Source organism: Arthrobacter sp. 18067 (assembly GCF_902706295.1).
GTDB lineage: Bacteria > Actinomycetota > Actinomycetes > Actinomycetales > Micrococcaceae > Arthrobacter.
Genome location: NZ_CACSJJ010000027.1, coordinates 35447 through 55944 on the forward strand (window position 1 = coordinate 35447; position 20498 = coordinate 55944).

The following is a 20498-nucleotide window of genomic DNA, read 5'->3' on the forward strand; positions in this document are numbered from 1 at the left end:
CGCGCTTAAATGCGACTTAGTTGGGTATTACAGGGCGTAGATGCTCCACGACGCCGTGTGCTGGGCGCCGGGCTCCAGCCGGATCAGGTCTGTTCCGCTGTTGAAGGCATCGGGCGGGCACGTCATGGGCTCCACGGCCAAGCCAAGCCGTCCCGGAACCGGTGCAGGTTTGTCAGCCGTATGGATCTGAAGCCACGGGCAGCTTTCGTCCCATGACATTCCGACGCCGGTGCCCGCCGGGTCCCGCACGGAAAGCCGCGCCAGCCCGCCGTCGAACGCTATGTCCGTAAAGGCGTGGTCGATTTCGGTGCTGCCGATGGCCCGCGCTGAGCGGAAGTCGAAAGCGTAGCCGTCCACCCGCACAGTGCCGACAGGCAGCAACCTGTCCGGGGTGACCTCCAGGAACGAATCCGCGGAAAACTCAAGGACCCACTCATCCAGGGGCGACGAGCCCGCCACGAGATACGGGTGCGGGCACACGCCGTAGGGGGCAGCGACGTCGGCCGCGTTCCGGGCTGTGACGGACGTGTGCAGGCCGGCATCATCCAAGGTGTAGTGGGCCGAAAGCTCCACCACGAACGGGTACCCCGCTGTAGGCCCAACCGTGCACGTCAAGGTGAGGGAGCCGGCGTCGGACTCTTTCCAGGCCCAGTCGAGCGGGAAAGCGAGCCCGTGCAACGCCGTTGCCCGCTCAGGTTCGTTGATCGGCAATTCGTGCGCAGCGCCGTCGAAGCTGTACTTGCCGTCAGCAATCCTGTTGGGCCACGGGGCGGCGATGATGCCACGGTAATCCGGGATGGGACCGCCGGCCGTGAAAGGGACAACCAGGTCCCGGCCGTCGAACTGCAGGACGCGCAAGGCGGCGGCGTGGGCGGTCACAACGGCTGTGTAACCGTCCGCGCTCAGTGTGTATTCAGTGCTCACAGGCCGCCGGCCAGCTTGTAGTACGCGGCGTTCCAGTTGAGTTCCTTCTTGAACTGTTTGATGGTGGTGTCCTCATCGATGGTGAGAAGTTCGGTTTTGGCGATGTCGGCGAAGTCCTCGAACACGTCCAGACCCACCTGCGTGGACAATACCGTGTGGTGCGCGGCGCCGGCGGTGAGCCACGCGGCGGCGGAGGTGGCGAAGTTGGGCTTGGGTTCCCAGAGCGCGCGTGCCACGGGCAGGTTGGGGAGCGGCTGGTCGAGGTCGACGACGTCCACCACGTTCGCGACCAGGCGGAACCGATCGCGCATATCGGACAGCGCGACGACGATGCCGGGGCCGGCGTCCGTGTCGAAGACCATGCGGACGGGGTCTTCCTTGCCGCCAATGCCCAGCGGGTGGATTTCGACGCGCGGCTTCCTGGCCGTGAGCGACGGGCAGACCTCCAGCATGTGCGCGCCCAGGATCTTCTCGCTGCCTGGTTCCAGGTGGTAGGTGTAGTCCTCCATGAGCGAGGCGCCGCCGGGCAGGTTCCCGCCCATGACTTTGGCGGCACGGACCAGGATGGCGGTCTTCCAGTCACCTTCCGCGCCGAAGCCGTAGCCGTCGGCCATGAGGCGCTGGACGGCCATGCCCGGCAGCTGACGCAGTTCGCCGAGGTCCTCGAAGGAGGTGGTGAAGGCTGCGGAACCATTGGCTTCCAGGAAGCTGCGCAGTCCCAGTTCGATCTTGGCGCTGTACCGCAATGATTCGTGGCGGGCACCGCCTGCTTTCAGTTCGTCGGCCACCTCGTAGAGGCGTTCGTATTCGGCAACCAGGGCGTCGACGTCGGACTCGTTGGCGGTGTGGACGGCCTCGGCGAGTTCGTTGACGGACCAGGTGTTCACCGAGACACCGAAGCGCAGCTCGGCTTCTGTTTTGTCGCCTTCGGTGACGGCAACGTTGCGCATGTTGTCGCCGAAGCGGGTCAGTTTCAGTGTGCGGACGGCGGCCCAACCGGCCGAGGCGCGCTGCCAGGCACCCACTTGGCGGGCGACCTCGGGATTGCTGACATGCCCGACGACGGTCTTCCGCGGCACGCCGAGGCGCGACTGGATGTACCCGAATTCGCGGTCGCCGTGGGCTGCCTGGTTGAGGTTCATGAAGTCGAAGTCGATGTCAGCCCAGGGAAGGTCGCGGTTGGCCTGGGTGTGCAGGTGCAGCAGCGGTTTGCGGAGCAGGTCCAGGCCTTGGATCCACATCTTGGCGGGGCTGAAGGTGTGCATCCAGGCGGTCACGCCGATCACGGAGTCATCGGCGTTGGCTTCCAGCGCGGTGCGGCGGATGGCGTCGGAATCGGTGAGGACCGGCTTCCACACGAGCTTGACCGGGACGTCGCTGCTGGCGTTCAGGGCGTTCGCAATCTCCTGCGACTGCGCTGCGACCTGCTTGAGGACGTCCTCGCCGTACAGGTGCTGGCTGCCGGTGAGGAACCAGACCTCGTACTGGTCCAAGGAAGTGTTGTTGGCGGGAGTGGTGGCGCTGGGCATTTTCATGGCTCCTGGGTGTGGTCCGGGGTGGTGGCAACGGCGCTGAAGGCGGCGGCGCGTTAGCGCCCGTAGACGTTCTGGTATCGGTCGTAAAGCGACTCGATCTTGGCTTGATCGATGGGCAGTGGATCGCCGAGTTGGCGGGAGATGTGGACTGTCCTGGCCACTTCCTCGCACATCACGGCTGCCTTGACGGCTTCGCGGGGGGACTTGCCGATGGTGAACGGGCCGTGGTTCTGCATGAGCACCGCGGGGGAGTTGGAGTTCGCCAGTGTCTCCACGATTCCCTGGCCAATCGAGTCGTCCCCGATCAACGCGAACGGTCCGATCGGAATGGGTCCGCCGAATTCGTCGCCCATCATGGTCAGCACGCAGGGGATTTCCTCGCCGCGTGCAGCCCAGGCAGTGGCGTAGGTGGAGTGCGTGTGCACCACGCCGCCTACCTCGGGCATGTGCCGGTAGACGTAGGCATGGGCGGCGGTGTCCGAGGATGGTGAGAGGTCCGGGTTGCCCCAATCCACGGTGCCGGCGCTTCCGGTGTTCATTCCCCGCACAGGTGTGCCATAAAGGTCAGTGACCACCATGAGCTCCGGAGTCAGGTCGCCATAGGAAACACCCGAGGGCTTGATGACCATGAGATCGTGACCGGGGATGCGGCCCGAGACGTTGCCGGCAGTCCAGACCACCAGTTCGTAGCGGGTCAGTTCGGCATGCAGTTCGCAGACTTCCTGGCGGACCCTCGCGATGGTTTCCAGGAGGGTGCTCATGCGGAGACTCCTTCGAGGGTGTTGGCCTGCTTCGCCGACCCCTGTTGTCCTGAGCCGTGGATCGCGGCGCGTTGAATGGCTTTGAGGCGGTGCATAACGTTGTTCGTGCCGCGGCCGAAGTAGTCGTGCAAGGTGCGGTATTCCTGGAAGAGGACCTCGTAGGCGGCAACGTTTTCCGGGATCGGGGTGTAGACCGCGCCGGGAGCGGCTGCCATGGACGCGGCGGCTTCCCGGATGTCTTTGTACTTCCCGGCTGCCACTGCTGCGTGGATCGCCGAGCCAAGCGCCGGGCCCTGTTCGGATCCGATCGTGGAGAGCTGCAGGCCCGTGATGTCGGCATAGACCTGCATGAGGAACTTGTTCTTCAGCAATCCTCCGGCCACGATGAACTCCTTGACCGGAACTCCGGAATCGCGGAAGGCGTCCACGATGGTGCGCGTGCCGAACGCCGTGGCTTCCAGTAACGCCCGGTAGCTGTCCTCGGGCTTGGTGGCCAGGGTCTGGCCGACCACTACGCCGGAGAGTTCGTGGTCAACCAGCACCGAGCGGTTGCCTGAGTGCCAGTCCAACGCGATCAAGCCGTGCTCACCGATGGCTTGCTTCTCGGCGAGTTCGGTGAGGTATTCGTGGATTCCCAGGCCCTTTTCTGCTGCGGCCTGGTGGTATTCGGGAGGGACGCCGTTCTTGGTGAACCAGCCGAAGATGTCGCCGACTCCGGACTGGCCGGCTTCGTAACCCCAGAGTCCGTCCACGATTCCGCCGTCGACGACCCCGCACATGCCGGGGACTTCGCGCAGAACGTCGCCGTTCATGACGTGGCAGGTGGAGGTGCCCATGATCGCGACGAGCTGTCCGGGTTCCACGGCGTTCGCGGCCGGTGCGCTGACGTGGGCATCCACGTTGCCTACTGCAACGGCGATCCCAGCGGGGAGGCCGGTCCAGGCTGCGGCTTCTTCGGTGAGGTAGCCCGCGGCATCGCCCAAGCGGCCGATCGCGTGTTCCAGCTTTTCGGATACAAAACCCTTGAAATCGGGGTTCAATGCTGCCAGGAAGTCCTCAGAAGGGTACTTCCCGTCCTGGTAAATGCCTTTATAGCCAGCGGTGCAGGCGTTGCGGACATAACTGCCGCAGAGCTGCCAGACGATCCAGTCGGCTGCCTCAACCCAGTGGTCCATCGCGCCGTAAACTTCAGGGTCTTCTTCGAGGAGCTGCAAGCCCTTGGCGAACTCCCATTCCGAGGAAATCAGGCCACCGTAGCGTGGGAGCCAGGATTCGCCACGTTCCTCGGCGAGCTGGTTGATGCGGTCGGCTTGCGGCTGCGCGGCGTGGTGACGCCAGAGCTTCACGAAGGCGTGCGGCCGGTCCACGAAGCGTTCCAGTTCGTTCAGCGGCGTGCCGTCCGCCGTCGTCGGAACCATGGTGCACGCGGTGAAGTCGGTGGCGATGCCCACCACGTTCTCCGGGTTGATGCCGGCATCCACGACGGCGGCCGGTACAGCGTTTCGCAGAACGTCGCGGTAGTCGTTGGGGACCTGGAGCGCCCAATCGGCCGGCAGCCGTTGGCCGGTGCCGGGGAGCTTTTCCGTCACGACTGCGTGGGGATAGTCGAACACCCCGCTGCCGAGTTCGGCACCATCCGAAACGCGCACGACGACGGCGCGCCCGGACAAAGTGCCATAGTCCACGCCGATGACGAACTGCTCGTCGAGCGGGAGGTTCTTAGAGGTATTCATGGGGTCTCCATCCGGCTGGCCAGGGCCTCATTGCCGGGGGTCGGGGTGGAAAAGTGAAGAAGGTCTGATGCAATTGTTAGCGCTCACAACTTTGATGTCAAGAGCGAGGCCGTGCCGTGGGACTGTTTTGGGTCAGCCTGAGACGGGTGCCGTGGTGGAGCGGATGACCAAGCGTGGCGTGACGGTGGCAGCTGAGACGGGGGTGCCGTTTTCCAAGCGATCCAGAAGCAGGCCGATACAGCGTTGACCGAGCTCCTCAAAGTCCTGCGCCACCGTAGTCAGCGGAGGAATGAAGTAGGCCGACTCCGGCTGGTCATCAAAGCCCACAACGCTGACGTCTGCCGGTACCTGCACGCCTGTCTCGTTGAATGCGCGCAGGACGCCTAGGGCCATCTGGTCATTGGCGACGAACAGGGCTGTCACGGAACGGTCCGCCGCAATTTTCAGGCCTTCGCGGTAGCCGCATTCGGCACTCCAATCGCCCTCGATCAGGGTGGCCGGTTCAAGCCCCGCCTTAGTCAACGCCTCCTGCCAGCCGTCTATGCGGGCAGCAGCGTCGATCCAATCCGACGGCCCGGACAGGTGGCCGATCCGCTGGTGGCCGAGACTCAGGAGGTGTTGGACAGCGAGCCTGGCGCCCTCCCGTTGGTCCACGGTGGCGCCGCTGAGGTATTCATCGCCAAGAGAGCCGACGGCTACCAAGGGCACGTGAGCGGTGATGTCACGGAGAACATCAAATGTTCCGGGGTGGGGCACGGTCACGACGATGCCGTCCACGCCCTGATCCATGAAGTGCGCGATGGCGTCCTTGATAGTCTCCGGCGTGACTTCCCGCAGGCCGGCCACGCTGACAAAATAGCCCGCATCCCGTGCCGCCTGTTGAACGCCCAGGAGGGTGTGGGACGGCCCATACTGCGCCATTTCGCTGCCGAGTACTCCAATGGTTTGGGAGCGTCGGGTCACCAGGCTGCGTGCCGCGGTGTTCCGTCGATAGCCCAGCTCGGTGATGGCCTGTTCCACACGCTCGCGGGTCTTGGAACTCACGTTGGGGTGGTTGTTCAGGACCCGGGAAACAGTCTGGTGGGAGACCCCCGCCACGCGGGCGACGTCCTCCATGACAGGAGGCCGGGCTGGTGCAGATTGATCAGAGCTCACCCTGTCACGATAGAGCACCCGCGGCGATGATCAGCCCATAGCCACCTTGGCGGCGTACTGGCGGTATCTCGTCAGGAAGGGTGCGGGCCCAGCGACGTCCCCGGGCGTCACGTCCACGCCTTCCAGTGACCACTCAGGCAACTGGCCTGTCAGCACGCCGGCGGCCTGACGTGCAGCGCCGTCGGCAACATATTCCCCGGGGTGGGGTACGAACACCGGTAATCCAAAGGTCGAAGCAGCAACCAGCTGGACAGCCTCCGATTGCGCGCCTCCACCCACCAGGATGATCCGCTGAGCGGCTACACCTTGGGCTTGCAGCGCGGCGAGGCCGTCCGCCAGTGAACACAGCACACCCTCCACTGCTGCCCGCGCCAGATTGGCCGGCGTGTAGTTGGAGACTGTGATGCCGTGGAGCGAACCCGTAGCGTCAGGCAGGTTAGGTGTCCGTTCGCCCTCGAAATACGGGACCAGGGTCAGCCCCTCCGCTCCTTCGGGCGCGGATAACGCAAGGGCGCCCAGTTCCTTCAAGTCCACTCCCAGCAACGCGGCCGTAGCATCAAAGATCCGTGTCGCGTTGAGTGTGCACGCCAGTGGAAGGTAATGACCAGTTGCATCCGCAAAGCCTGCGACCAGCCCGCTGGCATCCTGTGCCGGCACGCCTGATACCGCAAACACGGTCCCGGACGTTCCAATGGAAATGACGACATCCCCGACGGCGGCGCTGACGCCCAGGCCCGCTGCGGCGTTGTCACCCGCACCGGGGCCGATGAGGGCACCGCCCGGCGTTTTGCCGGCAGCTTCCAAGGGGCCGACGACGGTTGGCAACACAGGGACGTGGCCCAGCGTACGTTCCAAGACCTCGGGTAAGTACTGGCCGGTGCTGGCCGAGAAATAGCCCGTGCCTGATGCATCGGACCTGTCGGTGCGGAGGAGCTCCAAGGATTCGGGGCCGCTGCCAGGACCTTGGCCGGCAAGCCGCCAGGAAAGCCAATCGTGCGGCAGGCAAACCGCAGCCGTGCGTCGGGCGTTCTCCGGTTCGATCCGAGCCAGCCATCGGAGCTTGGTGGCAGTCAACGATGCCACCGGTACGGTTCCGGTGCTGAAAGCCCAGAAAGCGGCGCCGGCGAGGGCATCGCCGTCACCGGCTTCAAGAATCAATTCCTCAGCGTCGGGCGCGGAGCGTGTGTCGTTCCAGAGCAGGGCTGGGCGCACTACATCGCCGGATTTGTCGAGGCACACCATCCCGTGTTGCTGGCCACCAATGGAAACGGCCTCGACGTCGTCCAGCCCGCCTGCCTTGTGGATCGCTTCCTGGAGGGCCGTCCACCAGTGATCAGGGTGTACTTCCGTACCCTCAGGGTGGGGTGCCCGGCCTTGACGTACCAGGGCGCCGGTGACTGAGTCCCGGATAACCACTTTGCACGACTGGGTGGAGCTGTCGATCCCGGCTACGAGAGGCATGCGTTTGTTCCTTTGGCGAACCGTGGCCGGGCCCGGCAAGGAGAACCTCGCGGAGCCCGGCGACGGGACTGTGATGGGTGGGAGTGACTTAGCGGGAGCCGAGCAGGTGCTCGATGGCCAGCTGGTTGAGGCGGACGAAGGCGAATGAACGCTCGGCGGCCTTATCGGCGTCGAACGTTTCGAACGCGCTGGCGTCAGCCAGCAGGTCCGCAGTGGTCTCGCCGGCGTTCAGGGTGGACTCACCCAGTTCGAAGACACCCGACGTGGCGAGGGCTTCCTGGACTTCCGGGTCCGCCCGGAAGGCAAGGGCGCGTTCCTTCAGCAGCAGGTACATGGACATGTTGGACTTGGCTGATTCCCATACGCCGTCGTAGCCGTCGGTGCGGGAGGGCTTGTAGTCGAAGTGGCGGGGGCCGTCGTACGTGGGTCCGCCGTTGGGGAAGCCGTTCTCCAGCAGGTCCACCGTGAAGAAGGCGCTGGTGAGGTCGCCGTGGCCGAAGACCAGGTCCTGGTCGTACTTAATGCCGCGCTGGCCGTTGAGGTCGATGTGGAAGAGCTTGCCTGCCCACAGCGCCTGTGCGATGCCGTGGGTGAAGTTCAGCCCGGCCATCTGCTCGTGGCCGGTTTCCGGGTTGAGGCCCACAATGTCGCCGTGTTCCAGCTGGGCGATGAACGCCAGGCCGTGGCCGACGGTGGGGAGGAAGATGTCTCCACGGGGTTCGTTCGGCTTGGGTTCGAGGGCGATCCGAAGGTCGTAACCCTTTTCCTTGATGTAACCGGCGGCGGTGTCCACGCCTTCTTTCATACGGTCCAGTGCGGCCGACAGATCCTTGGAACCGTCGTATTCGCTGCCTTCACGGCCGCCCCACATGACGAAGGTTTCTGCGCCAAGCTCTGCGGCGAGGTCAATGTTTCGAAGGATCTTGCTCAGGGCGAAGCGGCGGATGGAGCGGTCGTTTGACGTGAATCCGCCGTCCTTGAACACCGGGTGGCTGAACAGGTTGGTGGTGACCATCGGGGTCTTCAGGCCGGTCTCAGCCAATGCTGCCTTGAAGTTCTTGAGGATGAGGTCGCGCTCGGATGCTGTGGCATCGAACGGGATCAGGTCATTGTCATGGAACGTGATGCCGTAGGCGCCCAGTTCACTGAGCTTGTGCACGGCCTCGACAGGGTCCAGGGCCGGGCGTGTCGCTACGCCAAAGGGGTCGGCGCCGGTCCATCCGACCGTCCAGAGACCAAAGGTGAAGCGGTCCTGCGGGGTGGGCTGCGGTGTCATTTTGCTCCTTTGCAAAGCAGTGGGGAGGGTGTGGAAGAAAAGCCCTCCATTTAGTTTTCAATCTGAACTATATGGGGGATGATGGATCATGGTCAATGGAAGCCAGCAACAATTTTTCAAATCCGCAGGGAGTCCCACACCAGTGAACGAGTCAACCGCGCCAGGCCGCGTCGGCGACGTCCGACGTCGAAATCTTTCGCTGGTCCTGGACTCCATTGCCCGGACCGGCGATGCCAAGCCCAGCCGCGCCCAGCTTGCCGCCGGTACGGGACTGACCAAGGCAGCAGTGTCCAGCCTCGTGGCCGACCTCGTAGATTCGGGGCTGGTTTCGGAAGTGGGCCTTTATCGTGACGGGGAACGCGGACGGCCCGGCCAAGGGCTGGAACTCAGCTCACGCCGCGGCGTCATCGGCATGGAAATCAATGTCGACTACCTGGCTGTGGGGCTGGTGGACCTCGGTGGCAACCTTCGGTTCCATGCGTCGGTGGAGTCTCGAAACCGAGGGTTGGCTGCTGAAAAGGTCATGGAACGCCTGGGGGGCTTGGCGGCAGAGGCCAAGGCCGCTGCGTCGGCAGAAAAAATCGCCATCATGGGTGGCGGACTGGCGGTCCCGGGACTGGTGGACGGGCAGCACAACATGGTGCTCTCCGCGCCGAACCTCCATTGGGAGAATGTTCAACTTCATCCGCGGACACTGCTGGAAGGCGCTCCGCTTGGTGTCCGCCTGTCCAATGAGGCCAACAGTGCAGCCCTGGGTGAGCTTTGGTACGGAGGTGGGCGGCCGGACTTCCTCTACGTCTCGGGCGAAGTAGGCGTTGGTGGTGGGGTCATCATCGGCTCCGAGCTTTACACCGGACCCGGAGGCTCGGCTGGCGAACTGGGCCACATCGTGGTGCACCCCGAGGGCCCGGCCTGTTCCTGCGGCGGGGCCGGGTGCCTGGAAACTTTTGCCGGCCAGGAAGCCATTTTCAAGGCGGCCGGAATCCCGGAAGGTTCGCTGGGCGGGCGCACGGAACTACTGCTTGCTGCCTTGGCCGCGCAGGATCCGCGGGCCACCAAGGCAGTTCACGACGCCGGACGGTACTTGGGCGTCGCGCTCGCCTCTTCTGCGAGGTTGATGGATATTGAAGCCGTAGTCCTCGGTGGGCATTTCGCGTTACTGGCGGAGTGGCTCAGGCCGGCGTTGCTGGCAAGCTTGGAGCGCTACGCGCCGGGGCTGTTGGAGCCGGGCAATCTGACAGTGTCAGGCCTCGAGCATTCGGGCACGCTCCTCGGCGCTGCCGGCCAAGTGATTCGTTCCGTCATTGAGTCGCCTTTTGAGTTCCTGTTGGCGAGCAAACTGGCGTAGTGCCCAGTGCCAGTGCCAGTGCCCAGCCGCGGCCGGCGCTGGAAGCCCGGCGCACCATCAGCGCCTCCATGCCATCCAAGTACCGCTCCAAGGCGAACCCGAGTTCATCTCTCGCTTGGGGGAGCGCGCTCGCAGCTGTGGGCCTTCGTGCGGCCGGAAACCATGCCGTCCTGATTGCAGGGTTTCGCTGAGCATCAGCCGTTTACGCCGGTCACTGAGGCTTTGCGGGCTTTCCTGCTGGGCGGCGATGCCGGACCTTCCGGGTGGCTCGCTGCCGCGTGGTGCCTTGGCCTCGGTTTCGCCGGATGGGTGGGTTCCGCGATAGTGTTCCGGGGTCGCAGGCGATAAACCGGCGTGGGTCTTCCGATTAATTCATCAGTATGCTTACTATTGATGGGTCGGTTGTTCGCGCAAACCATCCCCCACGAACGAGTGCCCCATGACTACACAAGACTCAGCCCAGACCAGCACGGCCAAAGCGCAGACCGCTCCGTCCCCGGAAGATTCGCGTAAGCCTGACAGCCCCAACGACCTCGCGAAGCCCACCTGGATGTACATCGCCAAGCGGACGCTGCGCGAATTCATCAAGGATCAATGTCCGGACGCGGCGGCCGGCCTCACCTACTACGCCGTCCTTGCCCTCTTCCCGGCACTCCTGGCGTTGGTTTCGCTGCTGGGAATCTTCGGTGACGCGGGGAAGACTACGTCGGCCCTCCTGGATATGGCTCAGCAGTTCGCGCCGGGCCCGGGCGTTGACACGCTGCGGCAGCCCATCGAGGAACTGACCCAATCCAATGCGGCCGGCTTTGCGCTGGTCTTCGGCATCGTGGTGGCGCTGTGGTCAGCCTCCGGCTATGTCACCGCATTCAGCCGCGCCATGAACCGCGTCTATGAAGTGGACGAAGGACGCGGCTTCATCAAGCTGCGTGGCACGATGCTCGCTGTGACAGTCGTCGCCGTCGTCGGTGCCGCGCTCGCAGCTGCCATGCTGGTCTTGAGCGGTCCCGTGGCAGAAGCCATTGGCGGCGCCATCGGCCTGTCGGAGACGTTCCTGACTGTCTGGAACATCGCCAAGTGGCCGGTCCTCATTGTCGTCGTGGTGGCAATCATCGCTGTGCTCTACTACTTCACTCCCAACGTCAAGCAGCCCAAGTTCCGCTGGATGAGCATGGGTTCGTTGATCGCCCTGGTGATTTTCGCCCTGGCATCGCTGGGATTCGGGTTTTACGTTGCGAACTTCAGCAACTACAACAAGACCTACGGGGCCCTCGCCGGTGTGATCATCATGCTGCTGTGGCTCTGGATCCTCAACATGTCTTTGCTGTTCGGCGCGGAGTTCGACGCCGAAATGGAACGTGGCCGCCAGCTCCAGGGAGGCATTGAAGCCGAAGAGACCATCCAGCTGCCACCCCGTGACACCAAGAAGAGCGACAAGATGCAGGAGAAGGAAGACGAAGTCATTCGGGACGGCGAAGAAATCCGTGAAACGCACGGCGACGAGCCGACGAAAAACAAGTAGCCGAAGTGGAGATCCCCGCCCATGGGCACTGAAACGCAAGACAAGAAGCTCAAAGCCATCAGGAATGGCGACAGCGTCCGGATCCGCGGTGAGGTCTTTCGGGTCAACTCAGTGGAACCACAAGAGGGTTCGCGAAACATCAGGCTGGAACTGAAAGGTCCCGACGGCGGATCGGTGACCTTCATCGGCCTGCCGAAGACCAGGGTGCAGCTCGCTGCGCGAGCCTCCTGAATTCGGACCGTTCCTTACGCTTCCACTTCCAGTCCGGCCGCACTCCTGCAATCGTGTCCTCATGGACACGGTGTATGAGGCGGCCGGTGGCACTGAATTCTTCGTAGGGTTAGCCAGTGCCTGGCATGTACGGGTGGTTGAGGACGAAGTCGTGGGGCACGCATTCCGTCATGGTGTTCACCCCGAGCACATCCATCGGCTGGCAGCCTATTGGAGCGAGGCCCTGGGCGGCCCACCGCTGTACTCGGGCACCTACGGGGATGAGACGTCGGTGGTCAGGATGCACAGCGGGAACGGTCCCCACGAAGAGATGAACCGCCGGGCGATCGAGTGCTTTGACCGTGCGCTGACAGACGTCGGGGTGGTGGATGATCCGCTCCGCAAAGTCCTGCACGATTACTTTGCCTGGGCCACCACCAACACCATGGCCCGCTATGAGCGCTCAGCGGATGATGTCCCGACCGGGTTGCTGATCCCCAAATGGTCCTGGGGCGGACTCGTCCCGGATTGAGCGCTCAGGCTTCGGCCGGAAAGCCCTGATCGGCGTCATCCCACCAGCCCTCCCATGCGCTGGAGGTCAGGCGTTCAGTGGCGAAGGCTGGCACGTGTTCGCTGGCGGAATCCCCGGGCTGCCCGCTGTGGCTGCCGCTCGCATCGAGGAAAAAGTTCAGTGTCTTCAAGAGCATCATTGTGGTGTCCCTTCAGTGGTTTCGTGGACGTCTTTGTCCAGGTAAAACCAGCGTAAGTGGGCATTGTTTCCTCCCATCGACGCAATGTTTCGGCCGTGTACCACTTACCTCACATGCCCATACCGCGGCTCATCGCCGACACAAGGAGAACACCAAAAAGCGGGCCCCTGCCGTGACCTTGGCAGGAACCCGCTGGTTTTGGAGTGATCCTCCCGCGGAGCTTAGGGCATCCGCGGGAGGATCACGTTGTTAGGCGAACGGCAGGACGAGCTCCGCGTAGCGCTGCTTCATGGTTTCCAGGACCGTGTCGCCGTCGGCGTCCCAGATTTCCTGGTTGAAGATCTCAACCTCGATGTCGCCCTTGTATCCGGCGTCCCTGACCCAGGTGCCGATGGTGGCGAAGTCGATGACGCCGTCGCCCATCATGCCGCGGGAGAGCAGCGCGTCCGCAGCGATCGGCAGGTTGAAGTCGCACACCTGGTATGAGGCAATGCGCTCTTCGCGACCGGCGCGGTCGATCTGGGCCTTCAGTTCCGGATCCCACCAGACATGGAAGGTGTCGACGGCGACGCCAACAGCCTTTGCGTCGTACGGCGCGGCGAGATCGAGTGCCTGGCCGAGTGTGGAGATGAGCGCGCGGTCAGCGGCGTACATCGGGTGCAGCGGTTCCAGCACCAGGCGCACACCGTTCTCGGAAGCGAACGGAACCAGTTCCTCGAGCCGGTCGGCGACGCGCTGGCGGGCAGCGACGACGTCCTTCTCACCGGGAGCGAGTCCACCGACCACCAGGAACAGTTCCTGCGTGTCCAGGGCTACTGCTTCACGGACGGCCTCGAAGTTGTCGGCCAGCGCTGCGGCCTGTCCCTCGGCGTCGGCTGCCGTGAGGAATCCACCGCGGCACAGGGACGAAACCCGAAGGCCGGCGTCCTTGATCAGCTTGGCGGCCTTGTCCAGGCCGGCTTCGGCAACGCGGTCACGCCAGGGCCCGATTGCAGGGATACCAGCACGGGCGCAACCATCTACGGCCTCGGCCAGTGTCCACTTCTTGGTGGTGGCGCTGTTCAGCGACAGTCGCGAGAAATCCGGGCTCATGCGCCTACCCCGTTGATCCGCAGGAAGTCAGACATGCGGAAGGCTGCCAGCGACGGGTCCTTCAGCAGGCCGGCTTGGTCAGCCAGCTCGAAGGTCTTGGCCAGGTGCAGGACGGAGCGTCCCGAGTGCAGGCCACCCACCATCTGGAAACCGGGCTGCTTGCCGTTGAGCCAGGACATGAACGCGATGCCGGTCTTGTAGTAGAACGTCGGAGCGCTGAAGATGTGCTTTCCGAGCTCACGGGTGGAGTCCAGGATGGCGCGCCCTTCAGCACCTTGGCCGGCGTCGTACTTCTGCAGCGCGACCGAAGCGGCCGGGTAGATCGCCGCGAAGATGCCGAGCAGGGCATCCGAGTGGTGGGTGTCGTCGCCGTCGATCAGTTCCGGGTAGTTGAAGTCGTCGCCTGTGTAGAGGCGGACGCCTTCCGGGAGGTTGGCGCGGAGGGCGACCTCGTGGGAAGCGTCCAACAGCGAAACCTTCACGCCGTCAACCTTGTCCGAGTGCTCGCGGATGAGGCTGAGGAACGTTTCCGTAGCGACAGAGACGTCATCGGAACCCCAATAGCCGGCCAGCGCGGGGTCGAACATGGTGCCGAGCCAGTGCAGGATGACAGGCTGGTCAACTTCCTGCAGGAGCGTCGAGTAGACGTGCAGGTAGTCGTCGGCGCCGTTGGCAACCTTGGCCAGCGCGCGGGAAGCCATGAGGATGACCTTGGGGCCGGCTTCGCTGACGACGGCGATCTGCTCACGGTAGGCGTCGATGACGGCCTGGATGCCGGCCGCACCCTCTGGAAGAGTGGCGATGTCCAACTGATCGGTGCCAGCGCCGCAGGATACGAGGTCGCGGACGGATTTGCCTGCCGTCGCCGCGTTGCTGCCGGCCACTACGGAAGCAGCTTCGGCACCCGTGCGCTTGATGAGCTGCTGGGTGGCTGCCCAGTCAAGGCCCATGCCACGCTGTGCGGTGTCCATGGCATCGGCGACGCCCAGACCGTAGGACCACAGCTCGTGCCGGTACGCCAGGGTGGCGTCCCAGTCGAGCTGCGCCGGGGCGCCGGGGGTGTTGTCGGCGGCGACCTCAGGGATGACGTGCGCAGCGGCGTAAGCGCGGCGGGCGGTCAGCGGTGCTGTCGGCTTGACCCACGCAGTGGCGGGCTGAAGGCGGTACTCGCGGGTACCGCCGTCGTCGGTGGGAAGAATGAGTGACGTCATTAGAGGGTGATCTCCGGGATGTCGATGGTGCGGCGCTCGGCCGAGGACTGGAGGCCGAGCTCGGCCAGCTGCACGCCGCGGGCGGCGGAGAGCAGGCCAAAGCGGTGCTCGCGACCGGCGACGACGTCGCGCAGGAATTCTTCCCACTGCAGCTTGAAGCCGTTGTCCAGTTCAGCGTTGGCGGGGACTTCCTGCCACTGGCTGCGGAAGGATTCGGTGACGGGCAGGTCCGGGTTCCAGACGGGCTTGGGGGTGTGGGCGCGCTGCTGCGCAACGCACTTGTTCAAGCCGGCGACGGCGGAACCGTGGGTGCCGTCGATCTGGAACTCAACCAGTTCGTCGCGGTAGACGCGGACGGCCCAGGAGGAGTTGATCTGGCCGATCACATCGTCGCCGCCCGGGGTTTCGAGTTCGAAGATGCCGTAGGAAGCGTCGTCTGCGGTGGCCTTGTATTCCTTGCCGGCCTCGTCCCAACGTGCGGGGATGTGCGTTGCGGTCTTGGCGTTGACGCTCTTGACCTTGCCGATGATGCCTTCGAGGACGTAGTTCCAGTGGCAGAACATGTCCGTGGTCATTCCACCGCCGTCTTCCTTGCGGTAGTTCCAGGACGGACGCTGTGCAGCCTGGACATCGCCTTCGAAGACCCAGTAGCCGAATTCGCCACGGATGGAGAGGATGCGGCCGAAGAAGCCTTCGTCCACCAGGCGGCGGAGCTTGACCAGGCCGGGGAGGTACAGCTTGTCGTGCACGACGCCTGCGGTGACGCCGGCTTCCTTGCCGATCTGTGCGAGTTCGATTGCCTCTTCGAGGGTCTCAGCCGTGGGCTTCTCGGTGAAGATGTGCTTGCCGGCGCGCATGGCCTTCTTCAGCGTGGCGGCGCGGAGGCTGGTCATGGAAGCGTCAAAAATGATGTCCACGGTGGGATCGGCGATGACTGCGTCCAGATCGGTGGTCCATTCGGAGACCTTGTGGAGCTCGGCGAGCTCGCGGATCTTGGCTTCATTACGGCCGACGAGGATGGGCTCAACCTGGACCTTGGTGCCGTCTTCGAGGGTGAAGCCGCCGGCGTCGCGGATGGGCAGGATGGACCGCAGCAGGTGCTGGCGGTAGCCCATACGGCCAGTGATGCCGTTCATGGCGATGCGGATCGTCTTTGTTTCGTAGCCCATGTTTTCTCCAGTGCCTTGTGTGCCGGTCGCTCTGCGGATACCGGTGTTTGACGGTTCATATGGGAAAGCGCATTCCCGTTGCAATCGATCATGCACCATGGCGCGCCAGGTTGGCAAGCGCTTTCCCAAAACTGTCGGAAGACTGACATAATTTCCTTAGCGCCAGTCCCGACGCTTGCAGAAAAGGAGGGCCCACGTGGCCGCCAGCACACTGAGTGAAGTTGCCCGATTGGCCGGGGTTTCCCTGGCCACTGCGTCCCGGGTCCTCAACGGCTCTACCCGTAAGCCGGCGGAGGACATTGCCGAGCGCGTCCGCGAGGCAGCAGACAAACTCGGCTACGTTCCCAACGCGCAGGCGCAGGCCCTCGCGAAGTCGAGTTCGGGCTTGATCGGCCTGATCGTCCATGACATCGCCGATCCCTACTTCTCAGCTATCGCCCGCGGCGTCCAGGAAGCGGCCCACCAGCAGAACCGCATGGTGCTCCTGGCCAGCACGTCCGGTGCTCCGGCGGATGAAAAAGAGGCCGTGGCAGCCTTCGCCGCCCGTCGCGCAGACTCGATCGTCATTGCCGGTTCACGTTCGGTACGGACCGAGGATAAGCAAGGAAACACTGAGCTGGCCGCCGAGTTGGACCGCTACTGCCGCAACGGCGGGCACGTGGGGGTGGTTGGTCACCCGGTTGTTGGTGCCTCCACGGACGAGGGTTACCACGTGGTGAAAGTCCCCAACGAGGAACTCTCTGCCGGCCTTGCTGCTGAATTGGCCGCCACGCACGAAGGTTCGTTCCTGATCGTCGCCGGTCCTGAAGGCTTGTACACCTCAGATGACCGGGTGCGCGGTTTCCAGCGCGGGCTCGCGGATGCCGGCAGGCCGACGGCCGAGGTTATCCGCACGGGTTTCAACCGTGCCGGAGGGTACGAAGCCGGCCTTGCACTTGCCGAACGGATCAAGGCTTCCAAGGAGCGGCTCTGCATCTTCGCCGTCAATGACGTCATGGCCATTGGAGTCACTGCCGCCCTTCGACCGGAGGGCGTGTGGATTCCCCGCGACGCCACCATCGCCGGCTTTGATGACATCGAAACCCTGCGCGACTTCCGGCCCGCCCTGTCCACCGTCCACCTGCCGCTCGAAGACATTGGACGGCTCGCTGCCGGCGATCCCGATACTCCTCCCGTCAGCGGTGCGGTCAAGCTCCGCCGCAGCACTGAAACTCCGGTTGAATCGCAGGTATGACACCACGGCACGGCCAGGCGCCCCGGGCGCTCACGGTGATTCCCGCCGTCGGACATTCCGGTGTGGCGGGGCCTTCCACTGAAGCGGCGCCTGCCGTCCTGGTCCTTCCTGGCGGAGGATATGCGAAAACGGCCGACCACGAAGCGGAACCGGTGGCTGAATGGCTTGCTTCACTGGGGATCCATGCGTTCGTCCTGCGATATCCGGTGGCTCCGGACAGGCATCCGGCGCCGCTCGCTGCAGCGAAACAGGCCATGCTGTGGATTCGTGCCGGTGCACATGGCCTAAAGGTTGATCCGTCGCGTGTGGGTGTCCTCGGCTTTTCGGCCGGCGGGCACCTTGCTGCCACCTTGTCCGTCGGGGTGTCCACCGGCGATGCTGCCTTGGACGTTTCCGCCGCTGTGCCGGACCTCAGTATCCTCTGCTATCCGGTCATTTCCTTCGTGGACGCGGTGCATCAGGGGTCCGTGGACAATCTCGCCGGAGTAGGTGCCGGGCCGGAGGTCCTACGGGAGTTGTCAACGGAACTGCACGTCACGCCTGCCACGCCGCCCGCTTTCCTGTGGCACACTGCCGACGACCAAGCCGTCCCGGTCAGCCACAGTCTCGCCTACGCGGCTGCGCTCAGCAGGACCGGAGCTGCCACGGAGTTGCACGTGTTCCCGAGCGGCATTCACGGCATTGGCCTTGCGTCGGGAACGCCCGGCGCTGATCAGTGGACGGGGCTGTGTGCCGCTTGGCTCAGCCGAATGTGGGCTTAGTCCTCGCCCCGCTTAGTCCTCGCCCAAAGTGATGGTGTGCAGGAAGGCGGCGTCGTTGAGCACGTTGTCCGGGAGGTCGTCCTCGACAAACTCCAGCATGATGTCCATATCCTTGCCATTACCCCGCAGGACATCGGTCACGGTCTGCCACAGCAGCTTCCGGTTCCGCAGCGGAAAACGCTCGGCTTCCGGTCCCCAGGAGAAGCAGTGGACGCCAACTATGTGGGGGAGGACTTCGTGGAGGGACTCCAGCGCCTGCCGGTCGGAAAGTCCGACGGCGGGCTGCCAGTAGGTGCCGACGTTGGCGTGGTTCACCCGGTTCAACAGGTCCAAGGTGGTAGCGGGAGAGTCGGTGAGGGTGTTGCCGTGGTATTCGAAAGCGATGGCGACCCCGCGTTCGGCAGCTAGATCGGCTATGCGCTGGGTATCCTTCACCACTGAGTCCCAGTGCTCTTCGCTTGCACTGGCCGAGCCCAGTTCCCCGGCCCATACCCGGATCCTCGGAGCACCGAGGCCTGTGGCCAGGTCCAGGACGCGATCGAAATCCCCGAATGCCCCGCACCGGTAGTAGGAACCCATGGAGAGGACCGTGAGACCCGCGGCTTCCGTAACGGCTTTGGCATGAGCGGCGGATTCCGCGTCGCTGACGTGAACGTCAGTGCCCCACTCGATGCCGGCAAGGCCTGCGCCCGAGGAAATTCGGACGACGTCGTCAATCCCGTGCGATCGAAGAGTGACGGAACAAATGCCCGGCGTGAGGTCAGCCAGCGTGGTGAGGTCGATCATCTCAACAGGATACCGGGAATGCGCTTACCCGGTAAGGGCGTATCGCCTGTTGAACAAAAATGAACGCCGTTATCTACAGGTTGATCCAGTATCGACGGATCGGTTCGCTCACTCCCAGCTCCGATGCGAAACTCTCAGGAGGGCGGACGCACTCAAGCACGCCACCGCAGGCCTCAATGGTGCGCGCAGACGCCAGATTGGGCTGCTTGCAGGTCACCATAACGCGCTCCATCCCGAGCGCGCGCCCTTCCTGCAGGGCACCCCTGAGGACCAGCTTGGCCAGGCCGTACCCCCTGGCACTGGGCCGGATTCCATAGCCAATATGTCCGCCAACTTCGATCAGATACTCGTTGACCAACGAGTGCCTGAGGCTGACGGAGCCCAGATAGGCGGCGCCCTCCACCGCCCAGATGGTAGTTTGCTTGGCCAAGCCTTCCGGAGGCTGGAAGCCCTCCTCGGGCATTTCGTGGAGCAGTTGAACCCACCGGGCGAAGCCGCCGGCCTCGCGGAGGTCCAAATCGTAGCGTGCTGCCAGAAAAGCCGCGGAGCCGTCTTGATCGAGGGTTCTCCACTCGTCCCAGCTCTCCAGCCAGGATGCATGGAGGCTTGACGACGGACGTGTGAGCTCGGCGTGAATCATTGGGTGAGCGTACTACGGTCGACACAGTGCGCCCGGTACGCCCAGCCACTAATTCGACTTACTCAGCGTCCTGCCCATGATGGCCTGCGTCAGGGCATCGATGACTTCTGCGTTGGCCAGCGGGTTGCGGATCAGGGTGAAGTCGACGTCCCCCACGGGCGGCAGACCGAAGCGCTGAGTGATGACTTTCAGGTCCTCGGGCACCAAGGAAGCGGGCATCACGGCAACTCCAATGCCAGCCCTCACGGCCGCCAGCACTCCGCTGATCTGCTTGGTACTGCAGGTTATCCGCCAGGTGCGGCCCTCTGCTTCGAGGGCATCGATGGCCAGTTTTCGGCTGAGGCTGGGCGCAGGGTAGGCGATGAGGGGGACCGGGGCTCCGGGCTCGAGGACGGTCTGCTCGACGCCCACCCAAGCGAAGTTGTCATGCCTGACCACCGTGCCTTCTTTGGCGCCGGCCACCCACTTCACGAACACCAGATCCAGTTGCCCGGCGTTGAGCCGTTTGTAGAGCTGGTCGCTTTGGCTGACAGTGAGCTCCAGGTTGATCTGCGGGTACAACTGCCGGAACTCGCGGAGAATCCGGGGGAGACCCGTGATGGCGAGGTCGTCTGCGGTGCCAAAACGGAGTCGCCCGCGCATGGCCGAGCCGGAAAAATACCGGGCAGCGGAATCGTGGGCGGCCAGGATGCTGCGGGCAAAACCGGCCATTGCATCACCGTTGTCCGTCAGCCTGACTTCGCGGGTATCGCGGGCCACCAGCACCCGTTTGGCGGCGGCTTCCAGCTTGCGGACGTGCTGGCTGACAGTGGGCTGTGCCAGCCCAAGACGCTCCGCCGCTTTGGTGAAACTCAAGGTTTCCGCGACGGCCAAAAAGGAACGGAGCTGGACAGGTTCGAACACGGAACTCCTAAAGCGCAGGTCAGCGACGGGCCGGAGTACTGCGCCAGTGAAGAGAGCTCATTGCATTCCG

The 20498-nt window shown here is 64.0% G+C and carries 20 protein-coding genes; 6 read left to right on the forward strand and 14 right to left on the reverse strand.

Translation table 11 applies throughout. The annotated features are described in order from the left end of the window. Positions 1–27 precede the first annotated feature (27 nt). The 7 genes from GVL04_RS21635 to xylA all read right to left on the reverse strand — a co-directional run bounded on the left by GVL04_RS21635 (position 28) and on the right by xylA (position 8845). Positions 28–924 (reverse strand): aldose 1-epimerase family protein, encoded by an 897-nt coding sequence (locus tag GVL04_RS21635; RefSeq protein ID WP_159708372.1) that lies wholly within the window; start codon positions 922–924, stop codon positions 28–30. Next, positions 921–2453 (reverse strand): L-arabinose isomerase, encoded by a 1533-nt coding sequence (gene araA / locus GVL04_RS21640; RefSeq protein ID WP_159708418.1) that lies wholly within the window; start codon positions 2451–2453, stop codon positions 921–923. The genes GVL04_RS21635 and araA overlap by 4 nt, the downstream gene beginning before the upstream one ends. A 59-nt stretch (positions 2454–2512) precedes the next feature. Further along, a complete protein-coding gene (locus tag GVL04_RS21645) occupies positions 2513–3220 on the reverse strand; it encodes an L-ribulose-5-phosphate 4-epimerase (RefSeq protein WP_159708374.1) in 708 nt (235 codons plus the stop codon). Beyond that, entirely contained in the window at positions 3217–4953 is a 1737-nt protein-coding gene (gene araB, locus GVL04_RS21650) for a ribulokinase (protein WP_159708376.1), read from the reverse strand. The genes GVL04_RS21645 and araB overlap by 4 nt, the downstream gene beginning before the upstream one ends. A gap of 132 nt (positions 4954–5085) precedes the next feature. Further along, on the reverse strand, positions 5086–6069 hold the full coding sequence (locus GVL04_RS21655; RefSeq protein ID WP_159708420.1) for a LacI family DNA-binding transcriptional regulator: 984 nt from the start codon (positions 6067–6069) through the stop codon (positions 5086–5088). Between the two features lie 69 nt (positions 6070–6138). Next, complete coding sequence (locus tag GVL04_RS21660; RefSeq protein ID WP_159708378.1) at positions 6139–7569, reverse strand: xylulokinase; 1431 nt, start codon at positions 7567–7569, stop codon at positions 6139–6141. 88 nt (positions 7570–7657) lie between these two features. Then, complete coding sequence (xylA, locus tag GVL04_RS21665; protein WP_159708380.1) at positions 7658–8845, reverse strand: xylose isomerase; 1188 nt, start codon at positions 8843–8845, stop codon at positions 7658–7660. Between the two features lie 142 nt (positions 8846–8987). On the opposite strand from xylA, the gene GVL04_RS21670 reads away from it, so the two are divergent. The 4 genes from GVL04_RS21670 to GVL04_RS21685 all read left to right on the forward strand — a co-directional run bounded on the left by GVL04_RS21670 (position 8988) and on the right by GVL04_RS21685 (position 12454). Beyond that, positions 8988–10193 (forward strand): ROK family transcriptional regulator, encoded by a 1206-nt coding sequence (locus GVL04_RS21670; protein WP_235036392.1) that lies wholly within the window; start codon positions 8988–8990, stop codon positions 10191–10193. Between the two features lie 439 nt (positions 10194–10632). Further along, a complete protein-coding gene (locus GVL04_RS21675; RefSeq protein ID WP_159708382.1) occupies positions 10633–11712 on the forward strand; it encodes a YihY/virulence factor BrkB family protein in 1080 nt (359 codons plus the stop codon). A gap of 21 nt (positions 11713–11733) precedes the next feature. Beyond that, positions 11734–11943, forward strand: a complete 210-nt coding sequence (locus tag GVL04_RS21680) for a hypothetical protein (RefSeq protein ID WP_159708384.1) — start codon at positions 11734–11736, stop codon at positions 11941–11943. A 61-nt stretch (positions 11944–12004) separates the two neighbouring features. Continuing rightward, positions 12005–12454 (forward strand): group II truncated hemoglobin, encoded by a 450-nt coding sequence (locus tag GVL04_RS21685; protein ID WP_159708386.1) that lies wholly within the window; start codon positions 12005–12007, stop codon positions 12452–12454. A 4-nt stretch (positions 12455–12458) separates the two neighbouring features. Here the strand turns inward: GVL04_RS21685 and GVL04_RS24560 are convergent, their stop codons facing one another. The 4 genes from GVL04_RS24560 to GVL04_RS21700 all read right to left on the reverse strand — a co-directional run bounded on the left by GVL04_RS24560 (position 12459) and on the right by GVL04_RS21700 (position 16104). Beyond that, on the reverse strand, positions 12459–12632 hold the full coding sequence (locus GVL04_RS24560) for a hypothetical protein (RefSeq protein ID WP_200846927.1): 174 nt from the start codon (positions 12630–12632) through the stop codon (positions 12459–12461). A gap of 249 nt (positions 12633–12881) precedes the next feature. Then, a complete protein-coding gene (locus GVL04_RS21690) occupies positions 12882–13724 on the reverse strand; it encodes a sugar phosphate isomerase/epimerase (protein WP_159708388.1) in 843 nt (280 codons plus the stop codon). Further along, the gene (locus GVL04_RS21695) at positions 13721–14935 is read right to left on the reverse strand and encodes a dihydrodipicolinate synthase family protein (RefSeq protein ID WP_159708390.1); all 1215 of its coding nucleotides are present in this window, start codon (positions 14933–14935) and stop codon (positions 13721–13723) included. The genes GVL04_RS21690 and GVL04_RS21695 overlap by 4 nt, the downstream gene beginning before the upstream one ends. Then, complete coding sequence (locus GVL04_RS21700; RefSeq protein ID WP_026543316.1) at positions 14935–16104, reverse strand: Gfo/Idh/MocA family protein; 1170 nt, start codon at positions 16102–16104, stop codon at positions 14935–14937. Before GVL04_RS21700 ends, GVL04_RS21695 begins: the two co-directional genes overlap by 1 nt. A 196-nt stretch (positions 16105–16300) precedes the next feature. On the opposite strand from GVL04_RS21700, the gene GVL04_RS21705 reads away from it, so the two are divergent. Together GVL04_RS21705 and GVL04_RS21710 are read left to right on the forward strand one after the other, a co-directional pair. Next, complete coding sequence (locus tag GVL04_RS21705; protein WP_159708392.1) at positions 16301–17338, forward strand: LacI family DNA-binding transcriptional regulator; 1038 nt, start codon at positions 16301–16303, stop codon at positions 17336–17338. Further along, complete coding sequence (locus GVL04_RS21710; protein WP_159708394.1) at positions 17335–18099, forward strand: alpha/beta hydrolase; 765 nt, start codon at positions 17335–17337, stop codon at positions 18097–18099. The genes GVL04_RS21705 and GVL04_RS21710 overlap by 4 nt, the downstream gene beginning before the upstream one ends. Positions 18100–18111: 12 nt before the next feature. Here GVL04_RS21710 and GVL04_RS21715 read toward each other — a convergent pair whose 3' ends face one another. The 3 genes from GVL04_RS21715 to GVL04_RS21725 form a co-directional block, all read right to left on the reverse strand. Continuing rightward, positions 18112–18885, reverse strand: a complete 774-nt coding sequence (locus GVL04_RS21715; protein WP_159708396.1) for a sugar phosphate isomerase/epimerase — start codon at positions 18883–18885, stop codon at positions 18112–18114. A gap of 73 nt (positions 18886–18958) precedes the next feature. Then, complete coding sequence (locus GVL04_RS21720; protein ID WP_159708398.1) at positions 18959–19525, reverse strand: GNAT family N-acetyltransferase; 567 nt, start codon at positions 19523–19525, stop codon at positions 18959–18961. Between the two features lie 48 nt (positions 19526–19573). Continuing rightward, positions 19574–20428: a LysR substrate-binding domain-containing protein gene (locus tag GVL04_RS21725; protein ID WP_024818365.1), complete on the reverse strand. Its 855-nt coding sequence runs from the start codon at positions 20426–20428 to the stop codon at positions 19574–19576. Positions 20429–20498: the final 70 nt, after the last annotated feature.

Coding starts and splice junctions, on each gene's coding strand:
- araA (WP_159708418.1), bottom strand. CDS start 2,453: ATGCCCAGCGCCACCACTCCCGCCAACAACACTTCCTTGGACCAGTAC.
- GVL04_RS21645 (WP_159708374.1), bottom strand. CDS start 3,220: ATGAGCACCCTCCTGGAAACCATCGCGAGGGTCCGCCAGGAAGTCTGC.
- araB (WP_159708376.1), bottom strand. CDS start 4,953: ATGAATACCTCTAAGAACCTCCCGCTCGACGAGCAGTTCGTCATCGGC.
- GVL04_RS21655 (WP_159708420.1), bottom strand. CDS start 6,069: ATGGAGGACGTCGCCCGCGTGGCGGGGGTCTCCCACCAGACTGTTTCC.
- GVL04_RS21660 (WP_159708378.1), bottom strand. CDS start 7,569: ATGCCTCTCGTAGCCGGGATCGACAGCTCCACCCAGTCGTGCAAAGTG.
- xylA (WP_159708380.1), bottom strand. CDS start 8,845: ATGACACCGCAGCCCACCCCGCAGGACCGCTTCACCTTTGGTCTCTGG.
- GVL04_RS21675 (WP_159708382.1), top strand. CDS start 10,633: ATGACTACACAAGACTCAGCCCAGACCAGCACGGCCAAAGCGCAGACC.
- GVL04_RS21680 (WP_159708384.1), top strand. CDS start 11,734: ATGGGCACTGAAACGCAAGACAAGAAGCTCAAAGCCATCAGGAATGGC.
- GVL04_RS21685 (WP_159708386.1), top strand. CDS start 12,005: ATGGACACGGTGTATGAGGCGGCCGGTGGCACTGAATTCTTCGTAGGG.
- GVL04_RS24560 (WP_200846927.1), bottom strand. CDS start 12,632: ATGATGCTCTTGAAGACACTGAACTTTTTCCTCGATGCGAGCGGCAGC.
- GVL04_RS21690 (WP_159708388.1), bottom strand. CDS start 13,724: ATGAGCCCGGATTTCTCGCGACTGTCGCTGAACAGCGCCACCACCAAG.
- GVL04_RS21695 (WP_159708390.1), bottom strand. CDS start 14,935: ATGACGTCACTCATTCTTCCCACCGACGACGGCGGTACCCGCGAGTAC.
- GVL04_RS21700 (WP_026543316.1), bottom strand. CDS start 16,104: ATGGGCTACGAAACAAAGACGATCCGCATCGCCATGAACGGCATCACT.
- GVL04_RS21710 (WP_159708394.1), top strand. CDS start 17,335: ATGACACCACGGCACGGCCAGGCGCCCCGGGCGCTCACGGTGATTCCC.
- GVL04_RS21715 (WP_159708396.1), bottom strand. CDS start 18,885: ATGATCGACCTCACCACGCTGGCTGACCTCACGCCGGGCATTTGTTCC.
- GVL04_RS21720 (WP_159708398.1), bottom strand. CDS start 19,525: ATGATTCACGCCGAGCTCACACGTCCGTCGTCAAGCCTCCATGCATCC.